A 6,317-nucleotide genomic window follows, 5' to 3' on the forward strand; every position below is an offset into this window, starting at 1 on the left:
GTGCTGGCGTGCAGGTTGTAATAATGGTCGACTTTCCATAACCAGTAACTCAAGGCCGACACCGCCAGCATGGAGATCAATACCGGCACCCGATAGTAATCCAGTAGAAAGGTCAGCAAGCCCAACACCAGCGAGAAAATTTGCAACAAACCCAGCACATAGGACATGACCGGTAATTGCATGTTGCTTTTGTCGGCTGTCGGCCGATAAAGAATCAAGCCGAAGGCATAAAGCAACAGGGCCACCGACAGGTAAACAGCCAACACCGCATGGCCGTTGGCCAGCGTTACCCCCGCATCGGTGTCGATCACATAACCGCCGCGCGCCTCTTTCGGCAGAATCGCCGCCAGCGCGGCCAGCGAGTCGGTCGCCGGCGTAAAAGCCGCATGCGCGCGCAGCCAGTAAACGGCATACAAAAACAACAACGCTAATCCCGCGCCCAGGACGGCACCCTGCCGCCTTTGCGGATCGGTCATTTCCAGCGAAGCGGGGCCTGAAGCCCAATAGGCTGTCCAGGCCGTGGGCAGCGCCAATAGCACGGCCAGAATATAAGGCTGCAGCGAATCGGGTTTTACCCACTCGTCCAGCCAAGCGATAGCCTGCAAGTTGAAGCGTTCGTCGCAATTGACGCCGATCACCACGCCGATCAAAACAATACCCAAGCCCACGGCAACCGCGCCGGCCGTCACCATGGCCAAGCGCCACGGATTGCCGAGCACGAAGATGTTACCCAGCATGGAAGGCAAACCATAGACGCAGATGGCCGGCAACAAAAACAACAAGGCGCCGCTTATCAGCGGCACGCGCAAATAAAACAGGTATTGCAGAGTTTGGCCGTCCCACATTAGGAAGGCGGCCAATACCAGCAGCCAGCCACCCAATACCAAAAAAGCGGTTTTATTCGATAGATCAATGTTCATGATGGGCCTGGCTCGATTCAAAATTAAAAAAGGCTGGCGCGGCATGGCGCAACCGGAATGCGTAACGCTTACAGCCAAAACTGCTTGATCCAATTCCTGGTCTCGGTCAAATCGACTGTGTTAGCTATCTGATCCATGCGACCCAACTTTTTGACCGCGTCCATGGGAATACTTTCGTTGGGAGCGAAAACCACTTGCAGGCGCTGATAACGTTTACCCAACAGTTCATGGGCCTGAAAGTCGGAGATGCCCGCAACGCCGTCCATCAAAATATCGATCAGCGGTTTGACCCATTGCGCATAGCCCCAATCCAAAGTTTGGCCCTTGATGTAGTTGAGGCTGATGCCGGTACCCACGGATAGCAACACCACGTCGTCTAGCTTTGCCCGCTCGGCTGGAATGTTCGATTGGGAAATGGCTTGTACCAGCGCCACCAAACTGGGATTGTTGGCAAACACCCCGCCATCGATGTAACCGTCGGCGGATGGAAAGTACGTGGGCGCGGAACTGGTGTACAGGGCAATGTCGGCTGCCTGTCGGGCTCCGTCGGAACCGGCTCCGGCAAAATTATGAAAAATTTTTGGTTTCCACGAGCGCTTGTTGGTATCGGCCGCTTCGTTATCGAGATCGAACGTCGGCACGGCCACTCTCTTGTTCAATTCGGCCAAGGTTTTAGCGCCGAAGATAGACTTGAGTTCTTTCTTCAGCACCTTATTGGAATATTGCGCGCCCACGGTTTTACCGAGATCGCGGATGTTATCCCAGATGCTGTCGTCGAAGATGTCCGGCCCTTTGTTTAAATACAGATTGCAAATCTCTTGCGGCGATTTTCCGGCAGCCAGACCCAAGGCCAGGATACCGCCTGTAGAAGTCCCGGCGATGAGATCCGCCGAACTCAACCAACCGGCAATCTCGGGATCGTCGTTCAAGCGCTGCAACATGCGGGCGGTTATCAGCCCACGCAGCCCGCCGCCGTCGAGGGACAGTATTTTATAAGTAGCCATGATGCCTCCGTAAGGTTGGCGGTATGTTTATTGTGGCTGAAAGCGGTTTATGCTTATCAGCGGTCCGGTTTTTAATATTACGGCTCCGCCAAATTGATTTTTGGCTATTTCGCTTGGCTCATGCATTCTTGGCTGATCGAATGGAGTTTTTTTGCCGCTGTTTCAATATCGCTGACACCATATTGATCTTTCATGGCAGCGAGTCCGTTATCAATCAATTTAGTAAAATCGGCTTGCGTGCCGGTTTCTAAAAAGTCACACAGATCCATGAGGTTTTTCTCTTCAATATTTACGCCATTCATACGAGCGTAGGCCAGTATTGCCAAGCGAAAAATTCTGTTCTTTTCTGGATTAGCTTTATCCGGCCTGATAATGGATATGGCTGTTTTTGCCACTACGTCGAAACCGGGTAGATTTGGAAAATCAGTGGGCCCGCGGAATATATTCGGAATATCGTGCAGAACTTGACCGGGAAAGCTTGGTATCGACTTTAATAAGTCAATAATGGTGTCTTTAACGTCGCGTTCCGCCCTACCGTTTTTTAAAAGTTCGAAAGCCGCCTTTATTTGGTCCTCTGTCAAGGGAGCTGAGTTGTCCGCCCCTTCCTTAAGTTTGGTTTTGAACTTATCGTAGGATAAATCCATGGATTCAGGGGTATCCGCTCTGAACACGCAATCGGCTACCGCGGGCAAATTATTTTTTGCCGAGGCATTCGATTCCAGTTTTTTTCCTAACGTAGCAAGGATAACGAGTTCGGAGAAATTAACCTCATTCGACGCAGGTTCGCCGGTGATGATGCCTATAAATTTCTCCAAGATTGACATATTAATTTCCCATATCGGGCTTTAGAAACCTAGTTGAAACCAGCGACTTCTCTTGTAACTCAAAAGTGACGTAGCTCCGAATAGCGCAGCGTATTCGGAGGAACGAATCTACATTACATTCGTCCGATTACGCTTTACTAATCGAACCTACGACCCTAATAAAAACCTCATGGTGCCATCTGATAAACAAGAATCCAAGCAATTAAAAACGCAAAAGTCATCCATATAGGGAGCGATGTAATGTACGGTATATATTTACAATCTACCGGTGATTTTATATAAAGCCCTATTATTGGTGGACCAGAATATGATGGGTGGTTTGCTTTATACCAATTCAATAAAAGCTGAGTAGCAGCAGTAGCAAGCCCAAGATTGATTATAGTTATAACGGCGATTACTCCACCTAAGCCACAGAGTAACGGTATCAAACAGTTTGCCTTGTCCCAGCTAAATGCAAGGGCTGCAAAGAGAAGGCCTTGAATAGTTGACATCCAGTTAATACGCTGATCAACAAGCTGATTTTCGTGCTTTATCATTTCACGGATTACGTTTGCATCATCAGACGAATTTAATATTTCACTCATGTCATTCCAACCGCTAAATAATTAATACCATGATAAACTTCATTATTTTATATATTACAAAAACCCTGCAATAATAAATTAACGCCATTTGCCCGTAAAATTCATGACTTATCCATATTAATATAGAATACATCGTCTTTATTCAACAACATTTTCTTACGTATTCTCTTCATTCCGCCTTTTCCAAGCCAGTTGTTTTCCGTACCGGTACAAACGTACTGGTTTCATAGATTTCAACCCCAGCTACAATGACCGCATCGCCTTTACCAGGAGGTTTTCGGCTGTGAATATTTTGTTGATTGACGACCACTTCTGCGCCCGCGAGGGCGTGGCGTGTTTGTTGAAGCAGATATTTCCGCTGTTGCGGGTGTTCGAAGCGGATAACTTCGAGGACGGTTTGGCCGTGGTCCGCGAAACGCCGTTGAATCTGGTGTTGCTGGACGTGCAGCTACCGGACAAGAATGGGCTGGCGGGTTTGACGGAATTGAAGGCAGTTTTTCCGGGTTTGTGCGTGGTGATGTTTTCCGGGCTGGACGACAGGGAATTGGTGTTCGAGGCGTTGCGTTTGGGGGCGATGGGCTTTATCGTCAAAACCGTAACTCGGCAGGCCTTTATCGAAGCCTTACGGGATGTGTTGTCCGGTAAGGTGTATTTGCCGCCGTCGGCGGTGGGGCCCCGGGCCGTGAATCAGGCGCCGCCGGCCGCCGACAACGGCATCCTTGCGATCAGCGACCCGGCCGATTTGGGCTTGACGCCGCGCGAATTCGAGGTGTTGAGCTGGCTGGTGCAGGGCAAATGCAACAAACAGATCGCTACCCAACTGGGCATAGGCGAACAGACCGTGCGCAACCATTTGCGGCCGATTTTTCAGAAATTCGGCGTGGCGCGGCGGGCGGAATTGCTGGTCAAGGTGTTTCAGCAAGGCATCGTGTTCGGCCGGCCAGGGATAGGTAATTGACGCTTTATTTCGCCATCGCTAGCGCGATGCTCTCCATCAACTTGGCCGCGCCCGCCGGTTTGCGCAATAGCAGTGTATTGGCCGGCAGCTTGGCTTTTTCCTGATCCGGAATGGCGCGGGCGGACAGAATCAAGGTGGGTAGTGGGCCGCAATCGGCCTGCACGGCGGCGATGATGTGGTGGCCGGTTTCCCGGTTTTGCAGGTAAAAATCGGTAATCAACAAATCCGGATTTCTGATATTTTCCGCCAAGGCCGCCTGGGTTTCCGCCAGGCCGGATGCGTATTGGACCAGACAGCCCCAGGCCGTCAATTGCTTGACCATGGCATTCAGCACCTCGGCATCGTCATCCACGACCAATACGAAACTGCCGGCAATGCCGTATCCCGGCGGCATGACGGCGGAGGTTTGCGTAACAGTGGCGGCGACCGGCAGATAGAGCTGAAAGTCGCTGCCGCGCCCCGGCCTGGAATATAACTGCAACTCATGCTCCGGCAGGCATTTGGCGGCGGCGGCAACATAGGCCAATCCTATGCCCAAGCCCTGGGCATGCGCGTCCGACTGACGGCGGTTGCCGCGGAAAAACTCCTTGAAAATATCCTCGCGCAGGGCATCTTCAATACCCGCGCCACTGTCGCAAACATGCACCTTCAAGCGTTGCGGGCCGACCTTGACCGCGGTTACCACCACCCAGCCGCGCTCGGTGTATTTAAGCGCGTTGTCGATCAGGTTGCCGACGATTTGACTCAGGATGCTGGCGTCGCTGTAGACGTTGTAAGGCGGCGACCGGCGCAAGCGGACTATAAGCTTAAGCCCGCGCCGGGCAGCCTGGGCGGAGAATTGATTTTCCAGCCCCGCCAACAACGGGTTGATATCGACGGCGCTCAGCAGCGGAATCTGCTTGCCGGATTCCAGGTTGGCGATGTCCAACACGTGGTTTACCGCCCCATTGAGTTCGTCTATCAGCAAACCCATGCGGCCGGCAATGCGTTGCAAGTGTGGGCTGTCCGGTTCCGCGCAGGCCGTATCCAGCACCGACGAATAACAGCTCAGCGCCTGCAGCGGTTGGCGCAAATTGTGGCTGAGTTGATGCAGAAAGCGGGTTTTGTCTTCCGCGCTGTTTTCCGCCTTGCGTTTTTCGCGAAAGGAGCGGCGGGAATAGGCTTCCAGTTGGCAACGGGTACACAGGCCGAAGATATTCACGATCGCGAGATTCAATATGGACGGGATCAATGCCACGCTTTCCACGCCGATATATGCGCCGCTTAACGGCATGGCCAAGGCGCTGCCCCAACCGAAAGCGAGAGTGGCGCGCAACGACATGAACATTTGCCCGTAGCTGAAAAAGTACATCGGCAACAGGCCGGGCCAGGTTTCCGCGTAATAGCCGGGATCGCCGTCAAATAACAGCACGGCCAGCAGATACGCGGCGGACAGCCCGGCACTGAGTTTGGCCACGCTATTGATGCGCTCCGTGGCCCGCGGGCTGACATGCAAATATCGCAACAATGCCAGCAGCAACAACACAATCGGCAGCCTGGGCAAGGCTTCGGCCGGCGTGATGTTGCCGGTATGCAGATCCAGCAGGATATAAGCCGTGAAGGCGCTGGCACCCAAGCCCAGCGCAAACTTTAACGGCGTCAGCAAGACCAGAAAGCGCTCTTGCCAGAACAGGGTTTCGCTCTCGGCGTCGAAACAGGGGATGGCGAACAGCGTCCGCGGATTGCCGCCGAATAAACCTCGGCCTAGGTAATGCGTGTTTGATTGGCGAAAAAACGCCGGGCTGGCGATGTGATCGAGCAAGGGTTTTGGTATGCGCATGCCGCTTATCCTCGTTGCCATCTTTACGGACCGGGGCCTCAGTGATGCCGCGCAGTGCGTGCCGATAGCCGGAAGTTATTCTTGTTATGGCGTAGGGCGCATTTTCACCGTTATTTCAGGCTTGCGCAATAACGGCAAAACTCAATGGCAAGCGGATTACATCATGCGCTGTTTTTTACCTCGACCGAACCCTTCCGCGGTTTGGCAT

The 6,317-nt window shown here is 52.7% G+C and carries 7 protein-coding genes; 2 read left to right on the forward strand and 5 right to left on the reverse strand.

What is annotated here, in order from left to right; translation table 11 throughout:
* The 4 genes from NP590_RS20005 to NP590_RS20020 all read right to left on the reverse strand — a co-directional run.
* Positions 1-920: hypothetical protein (locus NP590_RS20005; protein ID WP_256604510.1), on the reverse strand; the 920-nt coding region annotated here is incomplete at its 3' end.
* Positions 921-988: 68 nt separating this feature from the next.
* On the reverse strand, positions 989-1,924 hold the full coding sequence (locus NP590_RS20010) for a patatin-like phospholipase family protein (RefSeq protein ID WP_256604511.1): 936 nt from the start codon (positions 1,922-1,924) through the stop codon (positions 989-991).
* 104 nt (positions 1,925-2,028) lie between these two features.
* Positions 2,029-2,748, reverse strand: coding sequence for a hypothetical protein (locus NP590_RS20015; RefSeq protein WP_256604512.1), 720 nt, complete (start codon positions 2,746-2,748; stop codon positions 2,029-2,031).
* Positions 2,749-2,915: 167 nt separating this feature from the next.
* Positions 2,916-3,332, reverse strand: coding sequence for a hypothetical protein (locus NP590_RS20020; protein WP_256604513.1), 417 nt, complete (start codon positions 3,330-3,332; stop codon positions 2,916-2,918).
* Positions 3,333-3,615: 283 nt separating this feature from the next.
* On the opposite strand from NP590_RS20020, the gene NP590_RS20025 reads away from it, so the two are divergent.
* Entirely contained in the window at positions 3,616-4,290 is a 675-nt protein-coding gene (locus tag NP590_RS20025) for a response regulator (RefSeq protein WP_256604514.1), read from the forward strand.
* Between the two features lie 4 nt (positions 4,291-4,294).
* Here NP590_RS20025 and NP590_RS20030 read toward each other — a convergent pair whose 3' ends face one another.
* Positions 4,295-6,109 (reverse strand): ATP-binding response regulator, encoded by a 1,815-nt coding sequence (locus tag NP590_RS20030; protein ID WP_256604515.1) that lies wholly within the window; start codon positions 6,107-6,109, stop codon positions 4,295-4,297.
* Here NP590_RS20030 and NP590_RS20035 point away from each other — a divergent pair.
* Positions 6,102-6,317, forward strand: a 216-nt coding sequence (locus tag NP590_RS20035; protein WP_256604516.1) for a hypothetical protein, incomplete at its 3' end; no start/stop codon positions are given. The genes NP590_RS20030 and NP590_RS20035 overlap by 8 nt on opposite strands.

Source organism: Methylomonas subterranea (assembly GCF_024505185.1).
GTDB classification, from domain to species: Bacteria; Pseudomonadota; Gammaproteobacteria; order Methylococcales; family Methylomonadaceae; genus Methylomonas; species Methylomonas subterranea.

What these genes read in the sequence shown, in the direction of transcription:
- NP590_RS20010 (WP_256604511.1), bottom strand. Translation starts at nt 1,924, where the DNA reads ATGGCTACTTATAAAATACTGTCCCTCGACGGCGGCGGGCTGCGTGGG.
- NP590_RS20015 (WP_256604512.1), bottom strand. Translation starts at nt 2,748, where the DNA reads ATGTCAATCTTGGAGAAATTTATAGGCATCATCACCGGCGAACCTGCG.
- NP590_RS20020 (WP_256604513.1), bottom strand. Translation starts at nt 3,332, where the DNA reads ATGAGTGAAATATTAAATTCGTCTGATGATGCAAACGTAATCCGTGAA.
- NP590_RS20030 (WP_256604515.1), bottom strand. Translation starts at nt 6,109, where the DNA reads ATGCGCATACCAAAACCCTTGCTCGATCACATCGCCAGCCCGGCGTTT.